The sequence below is a fragment of the Mycobacterium sp. C31M genome (assembly GCF_053345865.1).
In genome coordinates this window covers 1-24,173 of record NZ_JBKFAX010000010.1, presented here as the reverse complement: position 1 = coordinate 24,173, position 24,173 = coordinate 1, and the positions used below count along the sequence as shown (strand labels likewise).

At 68.4% G+C, this 24,173-nt stretch carries 23 protein-coding genes; 14 read left to right on the top strand and 9 right to left on the bottom strand.

Annotated elements, in window-relative coordinates; translation table 11 throughout:
- The first annotated feature begins 17 nt into the window (after positions 1–17).
- From ACLBYA_RS16175 to deoC, 8 genes are all read left to right on the top strand, one after another.
- A complete protein-coding gene (locus ACLBYA_RS16175; protein ID WP_447710443.1) occupies positions 18–773 on the top strand; it encodes an enoyl-CoA hydratase in 756 nt (251 codons plus the stop codon).
- A gap of 135 nt (positions 774–908) precedes the next feature.
- Complete coding sequence (locus ACLBYA_RS16170; RefSeq protein ID WP_447710442.1) at positions 909–1,907, top strand: substrate-binding domain-containing protein; 999 nt, start codon at positions 909–911, stop codon at positions 1,905–1,907.
- 44 nt (positions 1,908–1,951) lie between these two features.
- Positions 1,952–3,040 carry a galactitol-1-phosphate 5-dehydrogenase gene (locus ACLBYA_RS16165; protein WP_447710441.1) on the top strand — a complete coding sequence of 363 codons (1,089 nt, stop codon included), beginning with the start codon at positions 1,952–1,954 and terminating at the stop codon, positions 3,038–3,040.
- A gap of 2 nt (positions 3,041–3,042) precedes the next feature.
- On the top strand, positions 3,043–4,584 hold the full coding sequence (locus tag ACLBYA_RS16160; RefSeq protein ID WP_447710440.1) for an FGGY-family carbohydrate kinase: 1,542 nt from the start codon (positions 3,043–3,045) through the stop codon (positions 4,582–4,584).
- A complete protein-coding gene (locus ACLBYA_RS16155; protein WP_447710439.1) occupies positions 4,584–5,555 on the top strand; it encodes a sugar-binding transcriptional regulator in 972 nt (323 codons plus the stop codon). The genes ACLBYA_RS16160 and ACLBYA_RS16155 overlap by 1 nt, the downstream gene beginning before the upstream one ends.
- Positions 5,552–7,105 carry a sugar ABC transporter ATP-binding protein gene (locus ACLBYA_RS16150; protein ID WP_447710438.1) on the top strand — a complete coding sequence of 518 codons (1,554 nt, stop codon included), beginning with the start codon at positions 5,552–5,554 and terminating at the stop codon, positions 7,103–7,105. The genes ACLBYA_RS16155 and ACLBYA_RS16150 overlap by 4 nt, the downstream gene beginning before the upstream one ends.
- Positions 7,098–8,096, top strand: coding sequence for an ABC transporter permease (locus ACLBYA_RS16145; protein WP_447710437.1), 999 nt, complete (start codon positions 7,098–7,100; stop codon positions 8,094–8,096). Before ACLBYA_RS16150 ends, ACLBYA_RS16145 begins: the two co-directional genes overlap by 8 nt.
- Positions 8,097–8,137: 41 nt before the next feature.
- Positions 8,138–8,818 carry a deoxyribose-phosphate aldolase gene (deoC, locus tag ACLBYA_RS16140; protein WP_447710436.1) on the top strand — a complete coding sequence of 227 codons (681 nt, stop codon included), beginning with the start codon at positions 8,138–8,140 and terminating at the stop codon, positions 8,816–8,818.
- 4 nt (positions 8,819–8,822) lie between these two features.
- Here deoC and ACLBYA_RS16135 read toward each other — a convergent pair whose 3' ends face one another.
- From ACLBYA_RS16135 to ACLBYA_RS16120, 4 genes are read right to left on the bottom strand one after another with little or no spacing between them, the layout of a single operon-like run.
- A complete protein-coding gene (locus ACLBYA_RS16135) occupies positions 8,823–9,911 on the bottom strand; it encodes a glycerate kinase (protein WP_447710435.1) in 1,089 nt (362 codons plus the stop codon).
- Positions 9,908–10,732 carry a sugar phosphate isomerase/epimerase family protein gene (locus ACLBYA_RS16130; protein WP_447710434.1) on the bottom strand — a complete coding sequence of 275 codons (825 nt, stop codon included), beginning with the start codon at positions 10,730–10,732 and terminating at the stop codon, positions 9,908–9,910. Before ACLBYA_RS16130 ends, ACLBYA_RS16135 begins: the two co-directional genes overlap by 4 nt.
- Positions 10,729–11,925 carry a dihydrodipicolinate synthase family protein gene (locus tag ACLBYA_RS16125; RefSeq protein ID WP_447710433.1) on the bottom strand — a complete coding sequence of 399 codons (1,197 nt, stop codon included), beginning with the start codon at positions 11,923–11,925 and terminating at the stop codon, positions 10,729–10,731. Before ACLBYA_RS16125 ends, ACLBYA_RS16130 begins: the two co-directional genes overlap by 4 nt.
- Positions 11,922–13,082, bottom strand: coding sequence for a Gfo/Idh/MocA family protein (locus ACLBYA_RS16120; protein WP_447710432.1), 1,161 nt, complete (start codon positions 13,080–13,082; stop codon positions 11,922–11,924). Before ACLBYA_RS16120 ends, ACLBYA_RS16125 begins: the two co-directional genes overlap by 4 nt.
- 172 nt (positions 13,083–13,254) lie before the next feature.
- Here ACLBYA_RS16120 and ACLBYA_RS16115 point away from each other — a divergent pair, with 172 nt between their 5' ends.
- The 5 genes from ACLBYA_RS16115 to ACLBYA_RS16095 all read left to right on the top strand — a co-directional run bounded on the left by ACLBYA_RS16115 (position 13,255) and on the right by ACLBYA_RS16095 (position 18,313).
- Positions 13,255–14,286 carry a LacI family DNA-binding transcriptional regulator gene (locus ACLBYA_RS16115; RefSeq protein WP_447710431.1) on the top strand — a complete coding sequence of 344 codons (1,032 nt, stop codon included), beginning with the start codon at positions 13,255–13,257 and terminating at the stop codon, positions 14,284–14,286.
- A 133-nt stretch (positions 14,287–14,419) separates the two neighbouring features.
- On the top strand, positions 14,420–15,298 hold the full coding sequence (locus ACLBYA_RS16110; protein ID WP_447710430.1) for an ABC transporter permease: 879 nt from the start codon (positions 14,420–14,422) through the stop codon (positions 15,296–15,298).
- A gap of 45 nt (positions 15,299–15,343) precedes the next feature.
- Positions 15,344–16,390 (top strand): ABC transporter substrate-binding protein, encoded by a 1,047-nt coding sequence (locus ACLBYA_RS16105; protein WP_447710429.1) that lies wholly within the window; start codon positions 15,344–15,346, stop codon positions 16,388–16,390.
- Between the two features lie 20 nt (positions 16,391–16,410).
- The gene (locus ACLBYA_RS16100; protein WP_447710428.1) at positions 16,411–17,220 is read left to right on the top strand and encodes an ABC transporter ATP-binding protein; all 810 of its coding nucleotides are present in this window, start codon (positions 16,411–16,413) and stop codon (positions 17,218–17,220) included.
- A 145-nt stretch (positions 17,221–17,365) separates the two neighbouring features.
- Positions 17,366–18,313: an alpha/beta hydrolase gene (locus ACLBYA_RS16095; RefSeq protein ID WP_447710427.1), complete on the top strand. Its 948-nt coding sequence runs from the start codon at positions 17,366–17,368 to the stop codon at positions 18,311–18,313.
- A gap of 3 nt (positions 18,314–18,316) precedes the next feature.
- On the opposite strand, the gene ACLBYA_RS16090 is transcribed toward ACLBYA_RS16095, so the two are convergent.
- The 3 genes from ACLBYA_RS16090 to ACLBYA_RS16080 form a co-directional block, all read right to left on the bottom strand.
- Complete coding sequence (locus tag ACLBYA_RS16090) at positions 18,317–19,630, bottom strand: MATE family efflux transporter (protein WP_447710426.1); 1,314 nt, start codon at positions 19,628–19,630, stop codon at positions 18,317–18,319.
- Positions 19,623–20,621 carry a DHH family phosphoesterase gene (locus ACLBYA_RS16085; protein ID WP_447710425.1) on the bottom strand — a complete coding sequence of 333 codons (999 nt, stop codon included), beginning with the start codon at positions 20,619–20,621 and terminating at the stop codon, positions 19,623–19,625. Before ACLBYA_RS16085 ends, ACLBYA_RS16090 begins: the two co-directional genes overlap by 8 nt.
- 125 nt (positions 20,622–20,746) lie before the next feature.
- Positions 20,747–21,088: a hypothetical protein gene (locus ACLBYA_RS16080; RefSeq protein WP_447710424.1), complete on the bottom strand. Its 342-nt coding sequence runs from the start codon at positions 21,086–21,088 to the stop codon at positions 20,747–20,749.
- Between ACLBYA_RS16080 and ACLBYA_RS16075 the strand changes: the two genes are divergently transcribed.
- Complete coding sequence (locus tag ACLBYA_RS16075; protein WP_447710423.1) at positions 21,083–21,283, top strand: hypothetical protein; 201 nt, start codon at positions 21,083–21,085, stop codon at positions 21,281–21,283. The two genes, ACLBYA_RS16080 and ACLBYA_RS16075, sit on opposite strands and share 6 nt — an antisense overlap.
- Positions 21,284–21,315: 32 nt before the next feature.
- Here ACLBYA_RS16075 and rbfA read toward each other — a convergent pair whose 3' ends face one another.
- Both rbfA and infB read right to left on the bottom strand, forming a co-directional pair.
- Positions 21,316–21,792: a 30S ribosome-binding factor RbfA gene (gene rbfA, locus ACLBYA_RS16070; RefSeq protein ID WP_447710422.1), complete on the bottom strand. Its 477-nt coding sequence runs from the start codon at positions 21,790–21,792 to the stop codon at positions 21,316–21,318.
- Positions 21,792–24,173, bottom strand: a 2,382-nt coding sequence (gene infB / locus ACLBYA_RS16065) for a translation initiation factor IF-2 (RefSeq protein ID WP_447710421.1), incomplete at its 5' end; no start/stop codon positions are given. The genes rbfA and infB, both read right to left, overlap by 1 nt.

Below are 24,173 nucleotides of genomic sequence, written 5' to 3'. Positions count from 1 at the left end.
ATCGATACGGTGAGCGGATGACCGAAACCCCCGTGCTGCTGATCGACACCGCCGACCGTGTCCGGACCCTCACCTTCAACCGCCCGCAGGCGCGTAACGCACTGTCCGCGGCGCTGCGCGATGCGTTCACCTCCGCGCTGCGGGCCGCCGACGCCGACGATGACGTCGACGTGGTGATCCTGACCGGAGCCGATCCGGTGTTCTGCGCCGGCCTGGATCTCAAGGAGCTCGGCGACACCACCGAACTCCCCGATATTTCGCCCAAGTGGCCCGCGATGCGCAAGCCCGTCATCGGTGCCATCAACGGCGCCGCGGTCACCGGCGGCCTGGAGATGGCGCTGTACTGCGATGTACTGATCGCCTCGGAGCGGGCCCGCTTCGCCGATACCCATGCCCGCGTAGGGCTGCTGCCGACCTGGGGATTGTCGGTACGGTTGCCGCAGAAGGTGGGCGTCGGACTGGCCCGCCGGATGAGCCTGACCGGGGACTACCTGTCTGCCGAGGATGCGTTGCGTGCCGGACTGGTCACCGAGGTGGTGCCACACGAGGAGCTGCTGCCCACCGCACGCCGGATCGCCGCGACCATCGCAGGGAACAATCAGAAGGCCGTCCGCGCGCTGCTGGAGTCCTATCACCGCATCGATGCCGAGCAGACCCAGGCAGGGTTGTGGATCGAGGCCGAGTCGGCACGGGCATGGATGGCGACCGCGACCGGTGACGATGTCGCCACCAGCCGGGCCTCGGTCATCGAGCGGGGTCGCACTCAGGTGTAAGCACTCCGCGGCTCCACGGACCTCGCTTTGCTCATATGAGCAAAGATATGCGCATACGTTGACGTAACCTCACGTTCATTCCTACCGTGATGGTCGTCACGCGCTTCGATGCCGAAGCGCACGTAAGGAGTAGCAATGAGGTTCGCAAAGGTCATCACGGGAGTCGCGATCTCGGCCGCCCTGGCGATCAGCGCCACGGCATGTTCGATGCCGGGCGAGGGCGGTTCGTCTTCCAACAACGCCACGGGCGACGGTGCCATCGTGATCGGTTTCAGCCAAGCCACCCAGCAGAGCCCCTTCTATGTGGCGCTCTCCGACGCTGCCCGGCAGACCGCCGAGACCGAGGGCAACGAGTTCTACTTCGCCGATGCCAACGGCGATGTCACCAAGCAGAACAACGACGTCCAGGATCTGATCACCCGCGGCATCAACGTGCTGGTGATCAATCCGGTCGACCCCAAAGGCATCGCCCCGTCGCTGGCCGCCGCCGACGCCGCGGGTATCGAGGTGGTCACCGTCGACCGGCCCGTCGAATCCGGCGCCGCCGCATTCGTCGGCCGCGACAACAAGGCCATGGGCGAGATCGTCGGCGAGGCCGCCGTCGCCGCACTGGGCCCCGAGGGCGGCAAGATCATCGAGATCCAGGGTGACGCCGGCGGAGCGGTCGCCCGCGACCGGCACGACGGGTTCGCGGCCGCGGTCGCCGGCCAGCCCAAGATCACCGTGATCGCCGGCCCCTACAGCGATTACATCCGTTCCAACGCCGTCACCGCGATGCAGGATCTGCTGCAGGCCCATCCCGATCTGAAGGCCGTGTACGCCCAGAACGACGATATGGCGCTGGGCGCCCTGCAGGTGCTCGCCGAGAACAACCGCACCGACGTCAAGGTGTTCGGTGTCGACGGCCTGATGGAGGCGATCCGCGCCATCGCCGACGGCGACGAATACGTTGCCACCGCGCTGAACGATCCCAATGCCGAAGGCGCCCTTGCCGTTCAGACTGCCGTCAAGGTGGCCCGCGGTGAGACCGTCGACGAATTCATCGATGCCGGAACGGGCCTGGTGGACAAGTCCAATGCCGCATCGCTGGTCGGCGACACCACCTTCGCCCAGGCGCCGCAGCCGCCTGCCTGATCGACGCTCGTAAACACGTCGCGAAACCCCAAGAGAGAGAAGTCATGACAACCGAAGCACCGACGCGCGATCTGACCGTCGAGCAGAGTATTCCGCAAACGATGGCGGCCGCCGTCATGCACGCCCCGGGCGATATCCGGGTCGAAGAGGTCGCCACTCCCCGACCCGGCCCCGGCCAGGTGCTGCTCAAGATCGCCGTGTGCGGTGTCTGCGGTTCCGACATCCCCCGGATGCTGCGCAACGGCGGCTACATCATGCCCATCATCTGTGGGCACGAATTCTCCGGCTGGGTGGTCGAACTCGGTGACGGTGTCACCGGTTTCGAGACCGGCGAACTGGTGTCGGTGCCACCGCTGATCCCGTGCCGCAACTGCGATTTCTGCCTCAAGGGCGCCTTCGGGCTCTGCGAGAACTACGACTATTTCGGCAGTCGCTGCGACGGCGCCTACGCCCAGTACGCGGTGTCCCCGGTCGGCAACCTGCTCAAGATGCCCACCGGGATCGACCCCCGCGCGGCGGCCATGCTCGATCCGGCCGCCATCGCCCTGCACGGACTGTGGAAGACCGGGTTGCGGGCCGGGCACCGGGTACTGATCATCGGTGCCGGGCCGATCGGTCTGTTCGGTGTGCAGTGGGCACGGTTGCACGGAGCCTCCGAGGTGGTGGCCGTCGACCTCAGTGAGGAGAAGGCCGCCATGGCCCGCCAAGCCGGGGCCGACCACGCGGTGCAGGGTATCGAGGAGGCCCGCGCACTCGGTGGACGCGGTTTCGACATCGTGCTGGAATCGGCCGGTGTGCCGGCGACCGCGGATATGGCCGCCAACCTGACCGGCCCGCACGGACACGCCGTGTTCATCGGCATCCCGCACGCTCCGGTGCCGCTGGCCAAGGAGACGTTCAACCAGTTCATGCGCCTGGAGGCGACCCTGCACGGGTCGTGGAACTCGTTCTCGGCGCCGTTCCCCGGCGACGAGTGGCGCACATCGGCGAAAATGATGTCGACCGGCCAACTCGAGTGGGAGTTCATGATCACTCACGAGCTGCCGCTGTCTGCGTTGCCGCAGACGATGCATCAACTCGGTGAGCGCTCGATCTTCTCCTCGAAGGTTCTGTTCCTGCCCAACGAGGACTGATCATGGGGATTCTGCTGTCGATCGATCTGGGCACCGAGGGTGCCCGGGTCGGGGCCTTCACCGAAGACGGTCGGGCGCTGGGCACCGCGCACCGTCCGTATGCCACCCGGTTCCCCCGGCCCGGCTGGGCCGAGCAGGACCCGCGCGACTGGTGGGAGGCACTGAGCGCGGCCAGCCGAGAGTTGTTGGCGGGCGAGCAGTGTCGCCGCGCCGGCGAGGTCGTGGCGATCGCCGCGTCGACGACGGCATCGACCGTCGCGGTGCTCGACGCCGCCGGTGAACCGTTGCGCCCGGCCATCCTGTGGATGGACTGCCGCAGCGGCGTCGAATCGGCGTACACCGCCGAACTGTCGGCCGCCCATCCGATTCTGGAATGGTCGGGTGGCTCGGATGCCGCCGAATGGCTGGTCCCGAAGGCGATGTGGCTGCGCACCCACGAACCCGACACCTACCGCGCGGCAGCCCGCATCGTCGAGGCGGTCGACTACGTCACCTTCCGGTTGACCGGCCAGTGGGTGGGCTCGCAGATGAACGCGGTCTGCAAGTACAACTACGACACCATCGCCGGCCGCTTCCCTGACGAGCTGTACCGGGCGCTCGGCATCGAGGACCTGACGGCCAAACTGCCCGACCGCATCGTCGAGGTCGGCGGGACCGCAGGCACGGTGCACCCGGCCGCCGCAGCCGATCTCGGCATCACCGGTAGCCCGGTGGTCGCCGTCGGCGGTATCGATGCGCACGTGTCGCTGCTGGCCTGCGGGGCCGATCTGACCGGTCTGGTCTCGCTGGTCTCGGGCACCTCCTCGGCGATCATCGCCGAGGTCGACGTCCCGACCAGCACCCATGAGGTCTGGGGCCCGTATCCGCGGGCCCTGCACCAGGACAAGTGGCTCGTCGAGGGCGGCCAGGTGGCCAGCGGCTCGGTGCTGAAGTGGACCGGCGAATCCATCATGGGCGTGGCCCGTGCCGATCTGCCCGCACTGATGGCCGAGGCCGCCGACGTGGACCCCGCGGCTCACGGCCTGCGCGCGCTGGACTACTTCATGGGCAATCGCACGCCGTACCGCGAGGCACGGTTACGCGGAGCCGTGGTGGGCCTGTCACTGGGCACCACCCGCGCCGAGCTGTACCGGGCGATGGTCGAGGCGGTCGCCTGCGGAACCCGCAGTGTCATCGATTCCTTCGAGCGAGCCGGGGTGTCCTGTGACCGACTGGTGTTCTCCGGTGGTGTCGAGCGAAACCCGTTGTGGCAACAGGTCACCGTGGATGTGCTGGGCCGCCCGGCCGAGCTCGTCGTCGGGGAGAACCTGACGCTGCGGGCGTGCGCGGTGATCGCGGCGACGGCCGTCGGCGCCACCGCATCGTTGGATGAGGGATCGGCCCTGTTCGCCCCCACGATCCGGGTGCTGGAGCCCGATACCGCCCGGGTTCCGGTGTACCAGCGCACCTTCGAGGACTACCAGCGACTGACCGCGCTGTTGCAGCCCTTCATGCACGACAGCGCCGACCTGCTGGCCGGCCGCCGCGTCGAGGTGAACACCTGATGGCGCGACCCACCGAGGCCGACCACACCGAGCTTATGCTGCATGTGGCGCAGAGTTATTACGAGCAGGGCCGCACCCAGGAGGACATCGGCCGGGAGCTGCACCTGACCCGCTGGAAGATCGGCCGGTTGCTCGACGAGGCCCGTGAGGTCGGGATCGTGCAGATCAAGATCGTGCATCCGCAGGCCCGGCGCACTCCCCTCGAGGTCACCATGCGCAGCGAGTTCGGTCTCCGGGAGGCGATCGTGGTGCCCGGTCCGGACACCCCCGGATCGGACCACCACATCGCCGCCGCGGCGGCCGGCTACCTCAAGGCCAACGCAGAGTGGATCACCACGTTGGCGGTGTCGTGGGGAAACACCCTGCAGCACATCGCCGCCGTGCTGCCGGCCGGCTGGACCAGCGGTATCGAGGTCATCCAGGCCAACGGCGGGGTGAGCCGCTCGGTGCGGCCCACCACGGCGGCCAACATCGCCACCAGCATCGCGCACAGCGGTAACGGCCGCGCCACCCTGCTCCCGGTGCCCGCCATCGTCGAACGCATCGAGACCCGAGATGCGTTGTATACCGAGGGTTTTGTCGGTGATGTGCTCACCGGTGCCCGCAAGGCCGACGCTCTGCTGTTCTCACTCGGTGCGCCCGGCCCGACCTCGGTACTGGTCGAATCGGGGGCGATCACCCCCGACGAACTGCGTGAGCTCGAGGATGCCGGCGCGTGCGGCGACGTGCTGGCCCACTATCTGACGGCCGACGGCACCATCGCTCACCCCGGAATCGATAGCAGGACAGTCGGTTTGGGACTCGACGATGTACGCAATGCGAGCTGCGCCATCGCTGTGGCCGCCGGCCCCGCGAAGGTACCGGTGGTCCGCGCGGCCTTACGCAGCGGATTGTGCACCGTGCTGATCACCGACGAACCCACCGCGACAGCCGTTCTGGAACAGGCTGCCGGTGCTGGAGGCATGTCATGACCTATCTGGACCCCACCCCGACACCGGCGACCACACCCCGGCACGCGACAACTTCACGGCCGACGGCACTGACCATGACCGGCATCGTCAAGGCGTTCCCCGCCACCTTGGCCTGCAACGGAGCCATTCTGGAGGTCGCCGAGGGTGAGGTGCACTGTCTGCTCGGTGAGAACGGCGCAGGCAAGAGCACCATGATGAAGATCCTGTCCGGCTCCTACACACCGGATGCCGGGACCATCACGCTCGGTGGCGAGACGGTGTCGTTCAGTTCCCCCATCGACGGGGTGCGGGCCGGGATCAACACCATCTACCAGGAACTCGACCTGGTCCCCGATATGACGGTGTCGCAGAACCTGTTCCTGGGGCACGAGCCGCGCCGTGGCCCGTTCGTCAACCGCAAGGAACGCGACGCACGAGCTGCCGAAGCCATTGCCCGGGTCGGTGGCACCTTCACGCCGACCGCCGTGGTCGGCAAGTTGTCGGTGTCCGATCAGCAGCTCACCGCGATCGCCAAGGCGCTCACCACCGACGCCCGCATCGTGATCATGGACGAGCCGAGCGCCACCCTCACCGATCACGATCTGGCCGCCGTGTTCAAGGTGATCCGTGAACTGACCGCGGCGGGTAAATCGGTCATCTACATCTCGCACCGCCTCGACGAGATCAAGGAGATCGGCGACCGTGCCACCGTCATGCGCGACGGCACCACCGTCGGTGTGTTCGATGTGGCCTCGGTCTCCAAGGAGGAACTCGTCGAGGCGATGATCGGACGGGCGGTGCAGGCACAGCCGCCGCGGCAACCGCGACGCACCGGCGTCACACCGCTGCTGCACATCCGCAAGGCCGTGATACCCGGTGTCATCGACATCGGTGACATCGCGGTCGGGCGCGGCGAGATCGTCGGGCTCGGCGGTTTGGGCGGCGCCGGCCGATCGACCTTGCTGGCCACCATCTTCGGTGACCGAAAGGCCGAGCTGGACATGACGTTCAAGGACGCCACGGTCACCTCGCTGTCGCCACGTGCGGCGGTCGACCTCGGCATCGGGCTGGTGCCGGAGGATCGCAAGCGCCAGGGCCTGTTCTTGGAACAGTCGATCCTGCGGAATGCCGCGATCGCCGCGCTGGAGCCGCTGCGGGTCAATCCGATGGCCCGGGCGCGGGCTCTCTGCGGCCCACCGCTGGACCGCCTCGGCGTGAAATTCGCCAGCGTCGAGCAGCCCGTCGGGACACTGTCCGGTGGCAACCAGCAGAAAGTGGTGCTGGCCAAGTGGATTGCCCGCGGTATCGACCTGCTGTTGCTCGACGAGCCCACCCGTGGTCTCGACATCGGCGCCAAGGCCGACCTTTTCGAACAGGTACACGCCCTGGCCGAATCGGGCGTCGGTGTCGTGATGGCATCGAGCGAACTGAGCGAGCTCACCGAGAACTGCCACCGGGTCTGGGTCCTGCACGAGGGCCGCAACATCGCGCAGTTCGAGCCCGCCACCACCCCAGCGGCGGACATCGCCCGCTGTATCGTCACCGGAAGAACGAAGACTGACAATGACTGACCTGATGGACCGTCCCGCCGAATCGGCCGCGACAACAACGAAATCCAGCCGCCGCGCCATCTTCATGCGGTTCAACCTGCTGTTCATCTTCATCGCGCTGTTCCTGGTGGCCTCGGTGTCCGCACCGCAGTTCCTGACCACCCAGAACATGGCGAACCTGCTGCAGCAGTCCAGCCTGACCGGCATCGTGGCGATCGGGATGACGGTGGTGATCCTGACCTCCGGTATCGACCTGTCGGTCGGCAGTGTGGCCGCGCTGTCGGGAATGCTGGTCGCGATCTTCATCGGGATGGGTCTGCCGTGGCCGATCGCCATGGTGCTGGCCATCGCCTCCGGGCTGGTCCTGGGCGGGATGATGGGTGGGCTGAGCGCCTACCTGGTGCTGCCGGCGTTCATGGTGACGCTGGCCGGTATGCAGAGCATCCGCGGCCTGACTTACCTGACCACCAATGGCACACCCGCCACCGCGGAGATCCCGATGGGACTGCGGTTCCTGGGTGCCGGATCGATCGCCGGTATCCCGGTGGTCGGCATCATCTTCGTGGCCACCACGATCATCGTCGGTCTGGTGTTGCGCCGCACCACCTTCGGTGAGCACATCTACGCCGTCGGCAGCAACGCCCAGGCCGCCCGGTTGTCCGGGTTGCCCGTGCAGCGCATCACCACCACCGCATACGTCATCTGCGGCGGATTGGCCGCGCTGACCGGTGTGCTGCTGACCGCGCGGCTGACCATCGGGCAGCCGACCGCCAACACCGGCCTGGAACTCGACGCTATCGCCGCGGTGGTCCTCGGCGGCACCAGCCTGTTCGGCGGTAAGGGCGGTGTGCTGGGCACGTTCATCGCCGTGCTGCTGCTGTCGGTGCTGCGCAACCTGTTCAACCTGCTGGGGCTCAGCTCGTTCTTCCAGATGCTGGTCACCGGCCTGATCCTGATCGCGGCGCTGATCATGAACTATCTTCTGGACCGCCAGTCCAAGAGCGCCGCCTGATTCCGTCACGTCAACCCTGTACGTCAATCCAGAAGGATCCCATGAGTACCCCCACCATCACCGACGTCGCCGCCATGATCGATCACACGCTGCTCAAGCCGGAGGCCACCGCCGCCGATGTGGAAGCGCTGATCGCCGAGGCCGCCGAGCTGGGCACCTACTCCGTCTGCGTCTCCCCCTCGATGCTGCCGATCACCGTCCCCGACACCCTCAAAGTGGCTGTGGTGTGCGGCTTCCCGAGCGGTAAGCACAGCTCCGGGGTCAAGGCCGCCGAGGCCGCCGAGGCGATCCGCAACGGCGCCGACGAAATCGACATGGTGATCGACGTCGGCGCAGCCAAGGCGGGCGACTTCGCCGCCGTACAGACCGACATCGCCGTGGTCCGCGCCGCCGCACCCGCACCGGCGGTGCTGAAGGTGATCATCGAATCGGCGGCGCTGACCGATGACGAGATCGTCGGGGTCTGCCGTGCCGCCGTCGGCGCCGGAGCCGATTTTGTCAAGACCTCCACCGGTTTTCATCCCACCGGCGGGGCCAGCGTGCACGCCGTCGAGTTGATGTACCGCACCGTAGCCGAGGCGGGCCTGCGGGTGAAGGCCTCCGGCGGGGTACGCACCCTCGATGACGCCCGCGCGATGATCGCCGCGGGCGCCACCCGGCTCGGGGTGTCCGGTTCGCGGGCACTGTTGGCCGACAGCGATTCTGCGGCCTCGGGTTACTGACCGGCTAAGGGAACCGACTGGCGGCGGCGGATCCGGCGGCGTGCAACCAGCGCCGCGGATCCGCCATCGCCGCGTCCGCGGAGCCGGCCAGGTCGGTCAGCGATATCGCCGGCACACCGGCGCTGTCGGCGACCTGCCCGGCAACAACCACGGCGGGCACCCCGACCTGCCCGGCCGCGGCCAGCACATGGCCGACCAGCTTGCCGGTCCAGGAGGTGCCGTCGAAGCGGCCCTCACCGGTCAGGATCACATCGGCTGCGGCCAACTGGTCCTGCAGCCCGGTGATCGCGGCGATGCGCTGCGAGCCCGACACCGCGCGGGCACCCCAGGCCAGCAGGCCGAAACCCACCCCGCCGGCCGCGCCTGCACCCGCGCAGTCCGAATCGGCGTGCAGGCCGGCGGCCGCCAAACACCGGGCCCATCGGGACAAGCCGTCGTCGAGGCTCGCGATATCGTCGGCCGCGGCACCCTTCTGCGGTCCGAACACCGCCGCCGCACCCTGCGGTCCGGTGAGTGGGGCCGCAGTATCGACCAGGATCTCGACACCGCCGGGCGGTGGCACCGCCAGCCCGTCGACGGCGACCCGGTGCACATCTCGCAGGCCGTGGGCACCCTCGGCGATCGGGGCACCGTGGGTGTCGAATGCCTTGAGACCCAGCGCCATCAGCACCCCCGCCCCGCCGTCGGTGCTCGCCGAGGAGCCCAGACCGATCTGGATGGACCGGGCCCCGGCACGCAGCGCGGCATCGATCACCTGTCCCAGACCGCGGGTCCCGGCGTGCCAGGGGTCCAGCCGTGGCATCAGCGCGATCCCGGAGGATTCGGCCAGTTCGACCAGTGCACGCCCATCGGCGTCGAGCAGCCAACGGGCCTGCACCGCACGGCCGTCCGGTCCGTCCACCGTGGTCTGGCGCCAACGCCACGAACCAGTGGCCACGACGGCGGCCAGGGTTCCCTCGCCGCCATCGGCCTGCGGCAGCGACACCACGGTGTCACCGGTGCGCACCGAGTTCCAGCCCGCGGCCAGCGCCTCGGCCACCTCGGCCGCGCCGGCATTGCCCTTGAACGAATCCGGCGCGATCAGGACTCTCACAGCGCGGGCAACACCAGGTCGCGGTATCGGCTCTTCATCGTCTCCAGCACGGTGTGCCCGTCGGTGGCCCAAACCGCCTCGTTGAAGATCTCGACCTCGATGTCACCGGTGTAGCCGGCAGCGCTCACCAGGGCGGTGATGGCACCGAAATCGATGACACCGTCGCCCATCATGCCGCGTGACACCAACGGGTCGGCCGCCATCGGCACCAGCCAGTCGCAGATCTGATACGAGCTGATCCGGCCCTGGGCACCGGCTTGGGCGACGAGGTCGGCGAGATCGGGATCCCACCAGATGTGAAAGGTGTCGACGACGACGCCGACGGTCTCGGCCGGGTGTGGGGCGGCCAGCGCCAACGCCTGACCGAGCGAGGAGATGACCGCGCGGTCGGCGCAGAACATCGGGTGCAGCGGTTCCAGCGCCAGTCGGACGTCGCGCTCGGCGGCGTACGGGACAAGCTCGGCGATCCGGTCGGCGAGCCGGGCGCGCGCACCTGGCAGATCGCGGTCCGGCATACCGCCGGCCACCATGACAAGCTCGCGAGCGCCCAGCGTCGCGGCCTCGTCGATGGCGCGCCGGTTGTCCTCCATCGCAGCGTCACCGTCGTCGAGACCGGTGAGGAACCCACCACGGCACAGGCTCGATACCCGTAGACCGTTGTCGCGCACCAGTTTCGCCGCATCGTCGAGCCCCGCCTCGGCGACCCGGTCACGCCACAGCCCGATGGCCGGCAGCCCCGCCGCCGCCGTCGCCTCGACGGCCTGGCGCAGCGTCCAGGACTTGGTGGTCATCGTGTTCAGCGACAGTCGCGCGAAGCTCATCCGAGGACTCCGTTCACGGCCAGGTAGGTACGCATCCGGCCGGCGGCCAGTCCGGGATCGGTGAGCAGCCCGGCCCGGTCGGCGAGCACGAACAACTCGCACAGGTGCCCGATCGAGCGGCCCGCAGCCAGGCCGTTGACCATCCCGAAGCCCGGCTGGCGGCCGTTGAGCCAGGACAGGAAGGCGATGCCGGTCTTGTAGTAGTAGGTGGGTGCGGCGAAGATGTGCCTGCCCAGCGCCCGGGTGGATTCCAGGATGTCCTGTGCCACCGTGACATTGCCCGCGTCGAGTTCCTGCAGCGCGGTCGAGGCAGCCGGGTAGATGGCGGCGAAGATACCCAGCAGCGCATCGGAATGGCCGAGGCCGTCACCGATGATCAACTCGGGGTAGTTGAAATCGTCACCGGTGTACAGCCGCACGCCGGCCGGCAGGGCCCGGCGCAGCGTCACCTCGTGGGCGGCATCCAACAGCGACACCTTCACACCGTCGATCTTGTCCGCGTGGGTGCCCAGCAGGTCTCGGAATGTCGCCGTGGCGGCATCGATATCGCTGCTACCCCAGTAGCCGCGCAGCGCCGGGTCGAACATCTCGCCGAGCCAGTGCAGGATCACCGGACGGTCCACCTCGGCCAGCAGCGTGCCGTAGACCGACAGATAATCCGCCGGTGACTCGGCGACCTGGGCCAGCGCCCGCGACGCCATCAGGATGACCTCGGCACCGGCCTCGCGCACCACGTCGATCTGCCGGCGGTAGGCGTCGGTGACGACGGCCAATCCCGCTGCACCGCCGGGCACTGCGGCCAGATCGAGCTGATCGGTGCCCGCGCCGCAGGCCAACCGCCCGCCGGCCGCGGCGGCTTGGGCGCCGCTGCGGGCGATCAGTTCCTGGGTGGCCGCCCAGTCCAAGCCCATCCCGCGCTGGGCGGTGTCCATCGCCTCGGCGACACCGAGGCCATAGGACCACAGCTCGTGGCGGTAGGCCATGGTGACATCCCAGTCCAGCTGCGCGGGAGTGCCCGGGGTGGTATCTGCGGTAACGGCGGGCACCACATGGGCTGCTGCATAAGCGATGCGCGAGGTGATGGGTGTACTCGGGCGCCGCCACGCGCCCGGCTCACCGAGCTCGTGGTCGACCAACACACCTTCGATCGGGAGCCGCAGCTTGACACCGCTGGTCTGCGTCGTCGCGGTCACAGCACGATCTCCGGCACGCTCAGGCGGCGGCCCTGCGCCGAGCTCTGCAGACCGAGCTCGGCCAGCTGCACACCGCGGGCAGCCGACAGCAGGCCGAAGCGGTGCGGCCGCCCGGCCAGCACGTCACGCAGGTATTCCTCCCACTGCAGCTTGAACCCGTTGTCCAGATCGGCGTTGGCGGGCACCTCCAGCCACTGGTCGCGGAATTTCTCGGTGACCGGAAGATCGGGATTCCACACCGGTTTCGGGGTGTGGGCGCGCTGCTGGGCGACACATTGGCGCAGACCGGCCACCGCCGAGCCGTGGGTGCCGTCGATCTGGAACTCGACCAGTTCGTCGCGGTGCACACGCACCGCCCAGGACGAGTTGATCTGTGCGATGACACCACCTTCGATCTCGAAGATGCCGTAGGCGGCATCATCGGCGGTGGCCGCATAAGCCTTACCCTGCTCGTCCCAGCGGGTCGGGATATGGGTGACGGTGCGGGCGGTGACGGCCTCGACGGTGCCGAGCAGCCCCTCCATCACGTAGTTCCAGTGGCAGAACATGTCGACGGTGATGCCGCCGCCGTCCTCGGTGCGGTAGTTCCAGCTCGGGCGCTGCGCGGGCTGACCGTCACCCTCGAAGACCCAGTAGCCGAACTCGCCGCGCATCGACAGGATACGACCGAAGAAGCCCTCGTCGATGAGCCGGCGCAGCTTCACCAGTCCGGGCAGGTACAGCTTGTCGTGTACCACACCGGCGACCACGCCGGCGTTCTCCGCCATCCGGGCCAGTTCGATTGCCTCGGTGAGGGTTTCGGCGGTGGGCTTCTCGGTGTAGACGTGCTTGCCCGCCTTGATGGCGGTGGAGAGCGCCTCCATCCGCCGCGAGGTGACCTGGGCATCGAAGTAGACGTCGACGGTCGGATCGGCGATCACCGACGCGACATCGGTGGTCCACGATTCGATACCGTGCTCGGCCGCCAGCTCGGCGAGCTTGTCGGCGTTGCGGCCCACCAGGATCGGCTCGACAGCCACCCGGCTGCCGTCGTCGAGCAGCAGGCCGGCGTCGCGCAGCGGCAGGATGGAACGCAACAGGTGCTGGCGGTAGCCCATGCGGCCGGTGACGCCGTTCATGGCGATGCGCAGGGTGCGCCGGTCGGAGGTCGAAGTCATGTGCAGATTCCTTGTCAGGTCAGACGTGGGATGCGGTCAACAGGACCCGACGCCGCAGGATCTCGATATCGAGACAATGGCGGCGTCAGCACTTCGGAATGCGCTTTCCAAGGTAAGCTGTCGACACGTTCCGGTCAACCCCGGAGCCCCGGCGGTGAAGGCGGAAACAGGCATGGCGGCGGTGACTCTGCAGGACGTGGCGCAGCGCGCCGGGGTATCCCAGGCAACAGCATCACGTGTGCTCAACGGCTCGAACCGGGTACCCGGCGAAGGAGTCGCCGACCGCGTGCGTACCGCCGCCCGGGAATTGGGCTACGTACCGAATGCCCAGGCCCAGGCGCTGGCGCGAGCGTCCACCGGCCTGCTCGGGCTGATCGTGCACGATATCGCCGACCCGTACTTCTCCTCGATTGCACGCGGTGTCCAGGCCGCCGCGCGGGCCGCCCGCAAGCAGGTCCTGCTGGCAGGCACCGACCGCGACTTCGATATCGAGCGTGAATCGGTCAGTACGTTCATCGCCCACCGCGCCGACGCGATCGTGCTGGCCGGTTCACGACAGAGCGGTGACCTCGACCGCGACCTGGAAGCCGAGTTCGGCCGGTACCGCGCCAACGGCGGTCGGGTGGTGGTGATCGGTCAGCCGCTGGCCTTCGGCGGCGCCGTCGAACCGGAGAACCATTACGCCTCAGCAGAATTGGCAGACGCCCTGGTCGCCGCCGGGCACCGGCAGTTCGCCGTGATCGGCGGGCCGGGCAATATCCGGACGTCGGTGGACCGGCGCAACGGGTTCGTCGAGGCGCTCGGCAGACACGGGATGACCCCACTGGTCGAGGTGTCCGGTGACTTCACCCGCGACGGCGGTCACTCAGCCGCCCGGCGACTGGCCGCGGCACTGGGCACCGAACCCGGGCATTCGTCGCCGCCGGTTTGCGTGTTCGCGGTGACCGACGTGATGGCCATCGGGGCCATCGCCGCGTGGCGCGAACTGGGCCTGAGCGTTCCGCGCGATATCTGCGTCGCCGGCTTCGACGACATCCCGACTCTGCGCGACCACACCCCCAGCCTCACCACCGTCGTGCTCCCGTTGGAGGAAATCGGCGTTCGCGCAGTCGATTTGGCGCTGCGCACCCAGGATGACTGCGACCAGTTGCGCGAGCGCATCCCGGGCCGGATCGTGCTGCGCGACAGTACGAAACTGAGCTGATTCTCAGCCACACGCGACCCGCGCCACGTGTCGGTTGACAGTGTGCGCCAGGTCACGTTACTGTCGGAACTGCTTCGGAAAGCGCATTCCCAGCGGGAGTCATCCCGTTCCACTGCGACCTAGAGGACATTCCATGGCGGTAACCGCATCGGCCCGCGTCCAGTCACCGGACCCTGGCACGGCTTCGGCGCCCACCCAAAAACGGGCGCGCCCGTCCTTCTCACCGCGACGCACACTGATCAACACCTGGCGCCCGGTGGCGCTCGTGCTGGCGCTGCTGGCCGGCTGGTGGGCCGTCACCGAGGCCGAACTCGTCGCGCCCTACATCCTGCCGTCACCGGCGGACACCTGGAACACCACCGCACAGAACGCCGCCTACCTGGCCCAGAACACCTGGGTGACCGCGTGGGAGACGGTGATCGGCTTCCTCATCGCCACCGTCCTCGGCGTGGCGATGGCGGTCATGATGGTCTACTCGGCGAGCCTGGAGAAGACGGTCTACCCGCTGATCCTGTTCGCGCAGGTGATTCCGAAGATCGCGATCGCCCCGCTGTTCATCGTGTGGCTGGGGTTCGGCCCCTCCCCCAAGATCCTGGTCGCCGTGCTGATGGCGTTCTTCCCGATCGTCATCTCCGGGCTGGCCGGTATGCGATCGGTCGACCCCGAGATCCTCGAACTCACCTCGACCATGGGCGCCAACCGCTTCAAGACCTTCATGAAGGTCCGGCTGCCGGCCTCGTTGCCCCAGTTGATGTCGGGCCTCAAGGTGGCGGCCACCCTCGCGGTCACCGGCGCGGTCGTCGGCGAGTTCGTGGGCGCCAATGAGGGCCTGGGCTACGTGATCCTGCAGGCCAACGGAAATGTAGACACCGCAATGCTTTTCTCGGCGTTGATCATCATGTCGCTGCTGGGCATCGTGCTGTTCGCGATCATCGAGATCGCCGAGAAGCTGCTCATCCCGTGGCACGCCTCGCGCCGCGCCACCAATGGCGCCTCGACCGCAGCCGTCTGACCGGCCACCCAAACCCCGACCACTCACCCCCACCAGGAGACACAGATGTTTTCTCTCACCCGTCGCGCCACCGGCGCGATCGCCGCGGCCACCGCGGCACTGACCCTGGCCGCCTGCAGCGGCGGCAGCAACCCGGCCCCCAACACCCCCGCCGCCGAGGGCGCCGACGGCACCACCCCGGTGACGCTGATGCTGAACTGGTACCCCTACGGAGAGCACGCTCCGCTGTACTACGGCGTGCAGGAGGGCATCTTCGCCGAGCACGGTATCGACCTGACCATCGATCCCGGTCAGGGATCGACCAGGACCGCGCAGGCGGTCGGCGGCCAGCAGGTCGACTTCGGTTGGTCCGATACCGCTGCGGTGCTGAGCAATATCGACAAGGGCGTCGACATCAAGAGCGTCGGCGTGTTCCTGCAGACCACCCCGTCGGCGGTGCAGGTGTTCGCCGACTCGGGCATCGAGGAGCCCGCCGACCTGGCCGGGCGCACCATCGCGGTCTCCGCCGGTGACGCCCCGACCACCACCTTCCCGCTGTTCCTGGCCGATGTCGGCCTGGCCCCGGGAGATGTGAAAGAGCAGAACCTGGATTCGGCGGGCAAGATGGCTGCGCTGATGGCCGGCCGCGTCGACGGCCTGATCGGTTTCGCCCACGACCAGGGCCCGACCATCGCCAACAAGAGCGGCCGCGAGATGCGCTACTTCCGCTACTCCGACGCCGGGCTGAACTTCTTCAGCAACGGTCTGATCACCCACAACTCGACCATCGGCGACAACCCGGAACTGGTGCAGTCGATGCTCGACGCGGTCAGCGAATCCTATGAGTCGGCCAAGCAGAACCCCGAGGCCGCGGCCAAGGCGATGGTCGGCGTGGACCCGCAGACCCCGCCCGAGCACGTGCTACTGGAGCAGTGGCAGGCGACCATCCCGCTGCTGAACACCCCGGCCACCACCGGAAAGGCACCGGGCACCAACGCCGAGGAGGACTGGACCTCCACGATCGCCACGCTGAGCGAGGCCGGCCTGCTGCAGTCGGCGAAGGATCCCGGCGAATACTGGGCCTCGTCGTTCGTGCCCGCGGCCGGACAGTGACGGGGTAACGGGAAACAGCCATGACATCGACACTTTCCGCACCGAGGACCACCGTGACCTCCGACGCCATCAACATCGAGAACCTGACCGTGACGTTCTCCTCGAAACGCTCCACCGTGACCGCAGTCGACAACGTCGACCTGCGGGTCGAACAGGGCGAATTCGTCTCCATCGCAGGCCCGTCCGGCTGCGGCAAGTCCACACTGCTCAAGGTGGTGGCCGGCCTGACCAACGCCACCTCCGGCGATGTGCGGCTGCGGGGCAACCTCGTCAAGGGGCCGCAGCGCGAGATCGGCTATGTCTTCCAGCGCGCCGCGCTGCTGGAATGGCGCTCGGTGCGCCGCAACATCCTGCTGCAGGCCGAGATGCGGGGTATGCCCCGCAAGCAGGCCCAGTCCCGCTGCGACTACCTGATCGAGATGACCGGGCTGAGCGGATTCGAAAATGCCCTGCCGCACGAGCTCTCCGGCGGTATGCAGCAACGTGTTTCGCTGTGCCGGGCCTTGCTGCACCAGCCCGGTGTGCTGCTGATGGACGAACCGTTCGGCGCCCTGGACGCGCTGACGCGGGAGAAGATGAACGTCGAGCTGCACCGCATCTGGCGCGAAACCGGGACCACTGTGGTGCTGGTCACCCACTCGGTGGCCGAAGCGGTGTACCTGGCCAACCGGGTGGTGGTGATGAGCCCACGACCGGGTCGCATCATCGAGACCCTCGATGTCGACCTGCCCGCCGAGCGTCAGTACGCCGAGACCATGGAGCGCCCCGAGTTCATCAAGGTGGCCAACCGGGTCCGCGACCTGCTGGGAAGCTCCAGCGCCGCTGACTGACACACCGCACAGACGAACGCCCGATGCGCCCGGCGCATCGGGCGTTCGTGCGTCCGCCGTAACGAAAACCCGCCACGCAGCGACACATTCACCAAAGCACGCTGCGCGCCTCGGGGGGCTCGCCCAAGTGGACGGGAACGCCTCCATGAAGCATCAGTTCAACCATGTCCGACGACTGCTGATCGGCCTGACCGCCATGCTGGTACTCCTCGGCGTGGTCCAACCGAGTACGGCCGCGGCCTATTCACGCCCGGGCCTGCCGGTCGAGACGCTGATGGTGCCCTCGGCCGCGATGGGCCGCGACATCCCGGTGCGATTCCAGGGTGGCGGGCCACGCGCGGTGTATCTGCTCGACGGGATGCGCGCCCGCGACGACAACAGCGGCTGGGACATCGAGACCGCGGCGTTCGAGACCTTCCTGGACTCGGGGGTGTCCGTTGTGATGCCGGTCGGCGGGATGTCGAGTTTCTACACCAACTGGCAGGGTCCGGCGGTCGGTAACGGTACGACCTACAACTATCAGTGGGAGACCTTCCTGACCGCCGAGCTGCCCGGCTACCTGGCCGCCACCAAGGGCATCTCGCCCAACGGCAATGCTGTTGTGGGGCTGTCCATGTCGGGCAGCGCGGCACTGACGTTGGCCGCGTATCACCCCGGCCAGTTCAGCTACGCGGCCTCGCTGTCGGGCTACCTCAACCTTTCCCAGGGACTATGGCCGCTGCTGGTCACCTTCGCGATGGGCGACGCCGGTGGCTTCAACTCGGTGGCCATGTGGGGACTGGGCGGCGGACCGGCCTGGCGGCGCAACGACCCGACCGTCAACGTCGGCAAACTGGTGGCCAACGGCACCCGCATCTGGGTGTACTGCGGTACCGGGCGCCCCGGTGATCTGGGTGGCGGCGGCGATATCGCCGGCCAGGTGCTGGAGACCATCACGCTGGACAGCAACCGCAACTTCGCACAGAAGTACCAGAGCGCCGGCGGCACCAACGGCACGTTCGACTTCCCGGCCAACGGCATTCACGGCTGGGGCTACTGGGGTGGCCAACTGGTCGCCATGAAGGGCGATATCCAGCGCACCCTGGGAGTATGAGCGTCAGCCGGTCCCGGCCACCAGCCAACGCCCGGAGAACGTCCGCCAACCGACGAACACCAGGCGCAGCACCATGAAGGTGGACAGCCCCGACCAGATGCCGACCAGTCCCCAGCCGAATGCCAGCGACAGCCAGATCAGTGGCAGGAAGCCGACCAGGGCGCTGAGCACCGTCGCGTTGCGCATGAACTTCGCATCCCCGGCACCGAGCAGCACACCGTCGAGGGCGAAGACGATCCCCGCGACAGTGAGCTGACCGACCAGGAACCACCAGGGCACGCCGATCTCGTCGAGCACCGCAGTATCGGAGGTGAACAGCCGCGGCAGCACGCCCGCGCCGGCCGCGAACAGCAAGGCCAACACCGCGGCGGCCGCCGCGGAGAACACGGTGACCCGCCACGCCACCGATTTCGCATGGGTCAACTGACCGGCGCCCAATGCCGCACCGACCAGCGACTGGGCCGCGATGGCCAGCGAATCCAGCACCAGGGCAAGGAAGCTCCAGAGCTGTAGCACCACCTGGTGGGCGGCCACCGCGGCCGCACCGAACCGGGCGGCCACCGCCGCCGCGGACACGAAACAGGCCTGGAATGCCAGTGAGCGCACCAGCAGATCCCGACCCATCACCAACTGGGCGCCCAACACTCGGGGATCAGGCCTGCGCGACACCTTCTCGACCAGCAGGGCGCGGCAGAACAGCAGCGCGGCCAGCCACTGCCCGACCAGGTTGGCGATCGCCGACCCCTCCAGCCCCAGTCGCGGCAACCCGAGCCAGCCGTACACCAGCAGCGGACACAGCACCGCCGACACCGCGAACCCGAACACCACATAGCGCAGCGGCCGCGCAGTGTCCTGCACACCACGCATCCAGCCGTTGCCCGCCAACGAGATCAGCAGGGCGGGTGCGGCGCAGATCGCGATGCGCAGCCACGGCAACGTCGTCTCGGCCAGCTCACCGCCGTCGGCGAGGACGGCGACCAGCGGCACCGCGAATATCTGCACCACCGCGACGATCAGCAGCCCCAGTCCCAACGCCAGCCAGGTGGCCTGCACACCCTCCCGGACCGCCGCGGCCCGGTCACCCGCACCGAAGAAGCGGGCCGAGCGGGCCGTCGTCCCGTAGGACAGGAAGGTGCCCTGCGAGGCGACCAGCGACAGCACCAGCCCGCCGATCGCCAACCCGGCCAGGCTCAGCGCACCGAGGCGGCCGACGATCGCAAGATCGAACAGCAGGTAGAGCGGTTCGGCGGCAAGCACTCCCAGTGCGGGCAGCGCCAACCCGGCGATCCGCCGGGCGGTGACCGGCGCGTCAGCCAAGAGCGGCCTGCAGTGCCGTGACGACGTCGTCGGCCGAGCCGGTCGCCGAATAACCGGCGGCCTTGCGGTGCCCGCCGCCGCCGAACGTCCCGGCCACCGCGGACACATCCAAGGTCTTGGAGCGCATGGAGACCGACCAGTGCGCCGGCTCGATCTCCTTGAACACCGCCGCGACCTCGGCCTGGGCCGTGGTGCGCACGATGTCGACGATGCTCTCCACTTCCTCGGGCCGGGCCTTGGCCCACTCGTCGTGGGGCACAACCGCGTACACCAGGCCGCGGCCGTCGGCCGCCGCGTCGATCAGCCGGGCCGACCCGAGCACCCGCGACAGCATCGGTAGCCAGGCGAAGGGATGGGTGTCCATCAGGGCGCGGCTGATACCGGCGTTGTCCACACCGATATCGAGCAGCCGGGACGCCAGGCGGTGGGCGCGGGCGCTGGCCCACCGGAACGACCCGGTGTCGGTGGTCAGCCCGGCGTACAGGCAGTGCGCGACGGCCTCGTCGATCGGTTTGTCCCAGGCGTCGAGTAGTTCGGCGATCAGCATCGTCGTCGAATCCGCCTTCGGATCCACAAAATTGGCGGTGCCGAACAGGGTGTTGGACGCGTGGTGGTCGATCACCAACACCTCACGCGCGTCGACGGTCAGCTCACTGAGGCTGCCTAGCCGGTTCACCGACGGGATGTCGACGGTGACCACCAGGTCCGGGTCGCGGCGTACCGCGTCGGGGGCGACCAGCAGGTGCCCACCGGGCAGGGTGGCCAACGACTCGGGCAGTGCGTCGGGCGCGGCGAAACTGACCTGGACCTGCTTACCCGCGGCCGCGGCGACCTGAGCCAGCGCCAGACCTGCACCGATGGTGTCCGCGTCCGGGTACACGTGCGCGACGACAACGATGCTGACGGCACGAACCAGCACATCAGCGGCCCCACCCGCATCGACGCGGGTGCCCACTGAGGCGGTATCAGTCATCGGATCGATCGCCGTCATCGTTGTCCTCGGAGTCAGTTCGGTCCCCGCTTCCCCCAACCAAAAAGACCACGATACGGGTCGACGGCCCGAACCGGCATCGGCACCCTCCCGGGACGGGAGGGTGCCGATGTCTGTCGATCGAATTACGGCGCCGGTGTGCCGTTCGCGCCGACGCTACCCGGTGTGCTGTCTTCCTGACCTGCACCTCCAGCGGCACCCGGGCTGCCGGTGCCGCCGGTGGAGTCGCCGCTGCCGGCGACACCCCCGATGGCCGATGCGTCGGTGACCGAACTTCCGGCACCGGTCGCCGTGACGGTAGCGCTGCCACCGGCCGCGGTATCGCTGTTCTGATCGCCGACCGCGCTGCTGTCGACGATGGTGCCGTTGACCGCGGTCACCTGTCCGGAGCTGCCGTTGACGCCTTGTCGTCGGATGGCGCATCGTCCCGCGGTGAGCCGTCCGACCCGCCCGGGGATGATGTGCAACCCGACGACTCCGATCCCGACGACTCCGGTCCCGCCGACTCCGATCCGGACGACTCCGCACCGAACGACGAACTCGCGACGCCCGAGCCGGCCTCGTCGGCAAATGCGACCGGCATCCATGCGGCGATTCCCCGCGCCGATGCCCAGCGCTACCGCCAGCGCACCGACGACAGCAAAAAATCGCCTCCCGGTTGAGACCGGGAGGCGATTCCTAGGTAGTACAGCGATCAGGAGCGGTTGTCACCGTCATCCTCGTCGTCGAGGTCGTCCTCGGTGCGCGGCGCGCGGTAGGGATCGGCGTCACCCGCCGGTACCGCACCCTCCCTGGCTCGTGCCAGATCGGCGTCGGCCGCCCGCACCTTGGACAGCAGTTCCTCCATACGATTCGCGGCATCGGGGACGGTGTCACGCTCGAACGCCAGCGTCGGCGTGAAGCGCACCCCGGTGCCGGCGCCCACCTTGGAGCGCAGCACCCCCTTGGCACTCTCCAATGCCGCCGCCGCGCCGGCATAATCCGGCTCGTCTTCCAGCGACGACCCCAACACCGTGTAGTACAGCGTGGCGTCGTGCAGGTCGGCGGTCACCTTCGCGTCGGTGATCGTCACGCCGGCCAGCCGCGGATCCTTGATCTCGTACTCGATCGCCGAGGCGACGATCGTCGAGATCCGCTTGGCCAGCCGGCGTGCCCGTGCTGGATCAGCCATTACGTGCGGGCCTTTTCGACCAGCTCGTAGGTCTCGATCACATCGCCTTCCTTGATGTCGGAGTACGTCAGCGTCAGACCGCATTCGTAACCCTCGCGCACCTCGGTGGCGTCATCCTTCTCCCGCTTGAGCGAGGAGATGGTGAGGTTCTCGGAGACCACCACGTTGTCACGCAGCAGACGGGCCTTGGCATTACGCCGCATGATGCCCGACTGCACGAGGCAACCGGCGATGTTGCCGACCTTGGAGCTGCGGAAGATGGCGCGGATCTCGGCGCGGCCGAGCTCCTTCTCCTCGTATACCGGCTTGAGCATGCCCTTGAGCGCGGCCTCGATCTCGTCGATCGCCTGGTAGATGATCGAGTAGTAGCGGATCTCCACCCCGTCGCGGTTGGCCAGCTCGGTGGCCTTACCCTCGGCGCGCACGTTGAAGCCGATGATGATGGCATCCGAGGCCGACGCCAGGTTGACGTTGGTCTCGGTGACACCACCGACACCGCGGTCGATGACGCGCAACTGCACCTCGTCGTCGATCTCGATGTTCATCAAGGCCTCTTCCAGCGCCTCGACGGTACCGGCGTTGTCGCCCTTGAGGATCAGGTTCAGCTGGCTGGTTTCCTTCAGCGCCGAATCCAAATCCTCCAGGCTGATCCGCTTGCGCGAACGGGCGGCCAGCGCGTTGCGCTTGCGCGCGCTGCGCCGGTCGGCGATCTGGCGGGCGATGCGGTCCTCGTCGACGACCAGCAGGTTGTCGCCGGCACCGGGCACCGAGGTGAAACCGATGACCTGCACCGGACGCGACGGCAGCGCCTCCTCGACATCCTCACCGTGCTCGTCGACCATGCGGCGCACACGTCCGTAGGCATCGCCGGCGACGATCGAGTCGCCCACCCGCAGCGTGCCGCGCTGGATCAGCACGGTCGCCACCGGGCCGCGGCCACGGTCCAGGTGCGCCTCGATGGCCACACCCTGGGCTTCCATATCGGGGTTGGCGCGCAGGTCCAGGGCCGCGTCGGCGGTCAGCAGGACCGCCTCCTCCAGCGCCTGGATGTTGACACCGTTCTTGGCCGAGATGTCGATGAACATGGTGTCGCCGCCGTAGTCCTCGGCCACCAGGTTGTACTCGGTGAGCTGGGCCCGGATCTTCTGCGGATCCGCACCCTCCTTGTCGATCTTGTTGACCGCCACCACGATCGGCACATCGGCGGCCTGCGCGTGGTTGATGGCCTCCACCGTCTGCGGCATCACACCGTCATCGGCAGCGACCACCAGGATCGCAATATCGGTGGCCTTCGCACCACGGGCACGCATGGCGGTGAATGCCTCGTGACCGGGGGTGTCGATGAAGGTGATCAGGCGTTCGTTGCCCTCGTGCTCGACGGCGACCTGGTAGGCGCCGATGTGCTGGGTGATGCCACCGGCCTCGCCCTCACGGACGTTGGCCTTACGGATGGTATCCAGCAGTCGGGTCTTGCCGTGGTCGACGTGACCCATGACGGTGACCACCGGCGGGCGGCTCTCCAGATCGGACTCGTCGCCCTCGTCCTCGCCATAGGTGAGGTCGAACGATTCGAGCAGCTCGCGGTCCTCGTCCTCCGGGGACACGACCTGCACGACATAGTTCATCTCGCCGCCGAGCAGCTCCAGGGTCTCGTCACCCACGGACTGGGTGGCGGTCACCATCTCACCGAGGTTGAACAGCGCCTGCACCAGAGCGGCCGGGTTGGCGTTGATCTTGTCGGCGAAATCGCTCAGCGACGCGCCGCGGGCCAGCCGGATGGTCTCGCCGTTGCCGTGCGGCAACCGCACGCCACCGACAACCGGGGCCTGCATGTTCTCGTATTCGGCCCTTTTCGCGCGCTTGCTCTTGCGACCGCGACGAGGCGCACCACCGGGACGACCGAAGGCACCCGCGGCACCGCCGCGCTGGCCGGGACGGCCGCCGCCACCGCCACCGCCGGGACGGCCACGGAAACCACCGGCGGCACCGCCACCGCCACCGGCACCTGCTCCGGCACCACCACCGGCGCCACCGCCGCGGTAGTTACCGCCACCGCCACCACCGGGACGACCACCGGGGGCCGGACGGCCACCGGGTCCGGGACGCGGACCGCCGGGACGGCCGGTCGCGCCCGGACGTGCGCCGGGCGGACGGGGCGGCATGTTGCCGGGTGAGGCGGCACCGGGACGCGGGGCACCCGGACGGGGACCGCCGGGACCGGGGCCCGGACGCGGACCGCCGGGACCTGCGGCCGGACGCGGCGCCGGGCGCTCGGCCGGCTGCTGCGAGGAGAACGGGTTGTTGCCGACCCGCGGCGCACGCGGGGCGGGCTTGGGACCGGGACGCGGGCCGGGTCGGCCGGCCGCCGGGGCGTCCGACGG

Coding starts and splice junctions, on each gene's coding strand:
- ACLBYA_RS16175 (WP_447710443.1), top strand. CDS start 18: ATGACCGAAACCCCCGTGCTGCTGATCGACACCGCCGACCGTGTCCGG.
- ACLBYA_RS16170 (WP_447710442.1), top strand. CDS start 909: ATGAGGTTCGCAAAGGTCATCACGGGAGTCGCGATCTCGGCCGCCCTG.
- ACLBYA_RS16165 (WP_447710441.1), top strand. CDS start 1,952: ATGACAACCGAAGCACCGACGCGCGATCTGACCGTCGAGCAGAGTATT.
- ACLBYA_RS16160 (WP_447710440.1), top strand. CDS start 3,043: ATGGGGATTCTGCTGTCGATCGATCTGGGCACCGAGGGTGCCCGGGTC.
- ACLBYA_RS16155 (WP_447710439.1), top strand. CDS start 4,584: ATGGCGCGACCCACCGAGGCCGACCACACCGAGCTTATGCTGCATGTG.
- ACLBYA_RS16150 (WP_447710438.1), top strand. CDS start 5,552: ATGACCTATCTGGACCCCACCCCGACACCGGCGACCACACCCCGGCAC.
- ACLBYA_RS16145 (WP_447710437.1), top strand. CDS start 7,098: ATGACTGACCTGATGGACCGTCCCGCCGAATCGGCCGCGACAACAACG.
- deoC (WP_447710436.1), top strand. CDS start 8,138: ATGAGTACCCCCACCATCACCGACGTCGCCGCCATGATCGATCACACG.
- ACLBYA_RS16130 (WP_447710434.1), bottom strand. CDS start 10,732: ATGAGCTTCGCGCGACTGTCGCTGAACACGATGACCACCAAGTCCTGG.
- ACLBYA_RS16120 (WP_447710432.1), bottom strand. CDS start 13,082: ATGACTTCGACCTCCGACCGGCGCACCCTGCGCATCGCCATGAACGGC.
- ACLBYA_RS16115 (WP_447710431.1), top strand. CDS start 13,255: ATGGCGGCGGTGACTCTGCAGGACGTGGCGCAGCGCGCCGGGGTATCC.
- ACLBYA_RS16110 (WP_447710430.1), top strand. CDS start 14,420: ATGGCGGTAACCGCATCGGCCCGCGTCCAGTCACCGGACCCTGGCACG.
- ACLBYA_RS16105 (WP_447710429.1), top strand. CDS start 15,344: ATGTTTTCTCTCACCCGTCGCGCCACCGGCGCGATCGCCGCGGCCACC.
- ACLBYA_RS16100 (WP_447710428.1), top strand. CDS start 16,411: ATGACATCGACACTTTCCGCACCGAGGACCACCGTGACCTCCGACGCC.
- ACLBYA_RS16095 (WP_447710427.1), top strand. CDS start 17,366: ATGAAGCATCAGTTCAACCATGTCCGACGACTGCTGATCGGCCTGACC.
- ACLBYA_RS16085 (WP_447710425.1), bottom strand. CDS start 20,621: ATGACGGCGATCGATCCGATGACTGATACCGCCTCAGTGGGCACCCGC.
- rbfA (WP_447710422.1), bottom strand. CDS start 21,792: ATGGCTGATCCAGCACGGGCACGCCGGCTGGCCAAGCGGATCTCGACG.